Source organism: Halpernia frigidisoli, from assembly GCF_900113805.1.
Lineage (GTDB): Bacteria > Bacteroidota > Bacteroidia > Flavobacteriales > Weeksellaceae > Halpernia > Halpernia frigidisoli.
The window spans coordinates 1-4,172 of record NZ_FOQT01000009.1; the positions used below are offsets into that span (position 1 = coordinate 1).

General features: G+C 30.1%; 6 protein-coding genes. All 6 read left to right on the top strand.

Annotated features, from left to right (window positions below):
- The first annotated feature begins 118 nt into the window (after positions 1 to 118).
- Positions 119 to 538, top strand: coding sequence for a hypothetical protein (locus BM238_RS14190; RefSeq protein WP_090082883.1), 420 nt, complete (start codon positions 119 to 121; stop codon positions 536 to 538).
- A gap of 192 nt (positions 539 to 730) precedes the next feature.
- Positions 731 to 1,468: a DUF6597 domain-containing transcriptional factor gene (locus BM238_RS14195; RefSeq protein ID WP_090082887.1), complete on the top strand. Its 738-nt coding sequence runs from the start codon at positions 731 to 733 to the stop codon at positions 1,466 to 1,468.
- Between the two features lie 26 nt (positions 1,469 to 1,494).
- On the top strand, positions 1,495 to 2,001 hold the full coding sequence (locus BM238_RS14200; RefSeq protein WP_090082893.1) for a carboxymuconolactone decarboxylase family protein: 507 nt from the start codon (positions 1,495 to 1,497) through the stop codon (positions 1,999 to 2,001).
- A 19-nt stretch (positions 2,002 to 2,020) separates the two neighbouring features.
- Positions 2,021 to 2,686 (top strand): DUF2461 domain-containing protein, encoded by a 666-nt coding sequence (locus BM238_RS14205; protein WP_090082895.1) that lies wholly within the window; start codon positions 2,021 to 2,023, stop codon positions 2,684 to 2,686.
- Between the two features lie 33 nt (positions 2,687 to 2,719).
- A complete protein-coding gene (locus tag BM238_RS14210; RefSeq protein ID WP_090082897.1) occupies positions 2,720 to 3,298 on the top strand; it encodes a YdeI/OmpD-associated family protein in 579 nt (192 codons plus the stop codon).
- Between the two features lie 173 nt (positions 3,299 to 3,471).
- Positions 3,472 to 3,969: a hypothetical protein gene (locus BM238_RS14445; RefSeq protein WP_177205483.1), complete on the top strand. Its 498-nt coding sequence runs from the start codon at positions 3,472 to 3,474 to the stop codon at positions 3,967 to 3,969.
- The last annotated feature ends 203 nt before the right edge of the window (positions 3,970 to 4,172 follow it).

Below are 4,172 nucleotides of genomic sequence, written 5' to 3' on the forward strand. Positions count from 1 at the left end.
AAATCGCAAGTTTGACGATTTTAGATGTTCCGAACATTATTTTTAATAGAGAAAGTCCGCGTTAAGGCCGCACCATCGCCAATACGCAAAACGTTACCAGCAATTAAACCAACCGCAAATGTTAGAAATTGAATTTGAAGAACCAATAGAAGAAATTTGCGAATGTTGTGGAAATACTACTACCAAATTAACGAGGTTTATTTATAAAGATGATGATGCATTTGGAATTTACTACGCACAATTCACTAAAGATCATGAGAGAAAAAATGTAAAAGGTCTAATTTCTCTTGGAGATTGGGGAACTGACATAACTTCTTCCCGAGTATCTTTTCTTTTCAATTTGTGGTTAGACAATCAAGATTATAACATCGAAATCTTGGACGCAAATGATTCGCCGTGGAAAAATGAAATTCTTGGAAAATTGTTAACGAGAAATGAAGCACTTCATCATAGTTGGGTAAAGGAAGTTTATCATATAACAGATCATATTGTTCTTGAAGATGAAGTTTTGATTAAATATTTAAATAATACGAAATAAATTCCGAAAATATTAACTGCTGGTAACACGGTATTTCTATTAGCGGGGCGGAAGTTTATATCATTAAGATTTTCGCTAGTTGTTCAATTTGTTATATTTACAAAGTCTTGTTATAAAAGTCCCCGCCAACAGAAATACCCAACCGTTAGCTGCCATTTAATCCGACACTCTACAAACATTGAAATTTCAAAGATGAATTACCAAGAAATAGAAGCTAATAAAAATATAAGCGACTTTATAAAACTCTTTTGGCAGTTTGATAATACAAATGAAGAAGAGAAAAGATATACCGTTTTACCAGATGGATACTTTGATTTGGTTATTAGAATTTCAAAAAATAAAATAATTGATGTTACCTTGTATGGAATTTGGTTAAAACAAATGGATGTAATTATTCCAAATGATAGCATTGTTATTGGAGTTACATTCAAACCTATATCGGCTGAATATATTTTTACTAATCCAATTAGTGAAATAGTGAATGATTTAAAAATACTTGATAATACATTTCAAGGCATTGACAAACTACCGCTAAATAATTTTAAATTATTTGTAATCGAATATTCAAACAATTTAAAAAACAATATAAAAATTGACAACAGAAAAGTGGAAGTGTTCAATATTCTTCACAAAAATTTTGGAGTAATTACAGTAGAAGAATTGTCAAATAAAGTTTTTTGGAAAAGCAGACAAATAAATAGATATTTCAATTCCACATTTGGATTATCTTTGAAGACATATGCTAACATTTTGCGTTGTTCTATCTCATTTAAAGATATCGAAAAAGGTAAACTTTCACCATCATTAGGCTTTTACGACCAATCACATTTTATTAAAGAAATAAAAAAACATTCAGGTTCAAATCCAAAGGAATTGCATCAAAATAAAAACGACCGATTTTTACAATTTTCTACTTTACATAAATTATAATTTTGCTGTTCAAAAAATAATATAAAATGGAAAGTAAATTAAAAATGTTTGAAATTGCCGAAAATGGTGGAATGTTGGGATTATTAAAAGAAAAACCTAATGTAGTAGGTGCCTTCTTTAATTTAGCTCACGAAGTTATGCATACTCAAAGTGCATTTAGTGCACTAGACAGAGAAATAATTGGTGCTTATGTTTCTAAGAAATTTGGTTGTAGCTATTGCCATTTAGGTCACGAAGAAACAGTATTTGCATTAGGTGGTCAAGAAGCTAAAAATCTTGTGAATAATCCTACAGCCGAATTACAACACATATTTGAAATAGCAGACAAAGTGGTTTCAAACACAATTACAAAGGAGCAAGTTGTAACTTTTTTAAAAAAAGGTTTTACCGAGCAACAATATGAAGATATAGTATTTGTATGTGCTTTATTCGGTTTTGCCAACAGAATGGTGACAGGCTTTGGAATGGAATATAAAGCCGAAAGAGATGAGGCATCTTCACGTTATTTAGCTAAAGGATACAAATTCAATTAATCAAATTTTATTTACTATTATGATACAATTAGCTACACTAAAGTTTTTAGCGGATTTAAAGAAAAACAATAATAAAGAATGGTTTGATGAAAATAAAAAAAATCACGAAAATGCTAAAAACGATTTTTTAGCATTTTCGCAAAATATTATTGCAGGATTATCAATGTTTGACAACAATATTGCTAATGCAAATTTAGAACCTAAAAAATGTATTACAAGGTTAAACAGAGACATTAGGTTTTCAGCAGATAAATCGCCTTATAAAACCAATTTCTTTCTAATGCTAAATCAAGGTGGCAAGAATAGTAGCAATGCTTGTTATTATTTACAATTACAGCCGGATAGTTCGTTTGTAGGTGGTGGAGTTTATATGCCTATGCCACCCGACTTACAAAAATTTAGACAAGAAATTGATTATAATTTTTCAGAATGGAACAAAATTGTAGAAAATAAATTATTCAAAAAAGTATTTGCAGAAGGTGTGCAAGCACCAGAAAAATTAAGCCGACCACCTAAAGGATTTGATGCCAACAGCAAAGCTATTGAATATTTAAAAATGAAAGGTTACTTTACAACAAACAAAATTAGTGATACAGAAATGCAGTCAAAAGATATTATTAAAACTGTTTTAAAAAGTTTTGAAACTGCTAAACCATTGATTGACTTTTTGAACAACGCTTTATAATACCCATAAGCACAAACAAATAAAGAATAGAAGATGGTAAAGACAGAAAATTTTAACCAGTTAATAATTACTACTCAAGAAGAATTAAGAAATTGGCTATTGAGCAATCATCATCAAAAAGAAAGTATTTGGTTAGTTACTTTTAAAAAAACCGTTTCAGATAAATACGTTTCTGTTCAAGAAGTCTTAGACGAATTATTATGTTTCGGATGGATTGACGGAATAAGAAGAAAATTAGATGAAGAGAAAACGATGCAATTAATATCACCTCGTAAAGTAGAGCATTGGACAAAAACCTATAAAGACAGATACAAAAAACTAGAAAGTAAAGGGCTTGTAGAAAATGCAGGAAAAGAAGCAGTTTTAAAATCCAAAGCAAGTGGACTTTGGGATTTTATGGATGATGTAGATGCTTTAATTAAACCTACTGATTTTGTTGCAGAATTAAACAAATACGAAAATGCAACGATTAATTTCAACGCATTTGGAGCATCTAGCCAGCGATTTATATTGCGTTGGATTAAGTTAGCCAAAACCCCTGAAACAAGAATTAAACGATTAAAGCAAACATCGGAATTGGCAGACAAAAATTTAAAAATTCCAGGATTGTAAGTTTACAAAATAAACGGCAGCTAACAGGCGCTTGGCAAAAGTGGCGGTTCAGAGCTCCGCAGACACATTTGTGGCTAATCAAAGTTTGGTTCTCCGCATCAACATTTGTGGTAAAAATCGCCACCTTCGCCAAGCGCCAAAACGTTACCTGCTATGTTAAAAAAGATATCGTCTTGAAATCAAAGTTAATCTACATCTTGTTTTTCTTATTATTTTTTGTTCATAATTCTGGACAAAATAAAAACAATGAAATTGCACTTTCTAAAAACGTCCATTTAAATTACAAAATCAGGAACTTCGACAATTCAAAACATTTGCTGAAATTTTGCATAAAAGGAGCTGAAAAGCATATATGTGAAATTGACAATAAAAAATGGTTTGGCTCGGATTTACAAATTGAATATCCTAAAAATGAACTTGTTAAACTTTCGATTAAAATTAATGGAAAAACAACTAATTTAGACGTTAGTCAAATGTATAATCCAAATTTTAGCGGACAACTTATTAAAAATCAATTTAAGTTGGTAAAATATAAAAACTATTATAAATTATTTGGATATTTTTCCGACGGTGCTGGAACTTATACATCTCATTGGAAAATAGTAAATGGAAAATCAAACCGCATACTAATTTCAAATGATGAAAAAGATTTTGGTTGGCAACTTGATTAAAAACACATCAGGTAACAAGGTATTTATATTAGCGGGTCGGAAGTTCCTATCATCAAGATTTTCGCTAATTGTTCAATTTGTTATATTTACAAAGACTTGTTATAAAAACCCCGCCAACAGAAATACCCAACCGTTACCTGCTATATTAAAAAAGATATCGTCTTGAAATCAAAGTTTATTTACATCTTGTTTTTTTTATTATT

Excerpts from the sequence above, each read along its gene's own strand:
- BM238_RS14190 (WP_090082883.1), top strand. The coding sequence starts at position 119 with ATGTTAGAAATTGAATTTGAAGAACCAATAGAAGAAATTTGCGAATGT.
- BM238_RS14195 (WP_090082887.1), top strand. The coding sequence starts at position 731 with ATGAATTACCAAGAAATAGAAGCTAATAAAAATATAAGCGACTTTATA.
- BM238_RS14200 (WP_090082893.1), top strand. The coding sequence starts at position 1,495 with ATGGAAAGTAAATTAAAAATGTTTGAAATTGCCGAAAATGGTGGAATG.
- BM238_RS14205 (WP_090082895.1), top strand. The coding sequence starts at position 2,021 with ATGATACAATTAGCTACACTAAAGTTTTTAGCGGATTTAAAGAAAAAC.
- BM238_RS14210 (WP_090082897.1), top strand. The coding sequence starts at position 2,720 with ATGGTAAAGACAGAAAATTTTAACCAGTTAATAATTACTACTCAAGAA.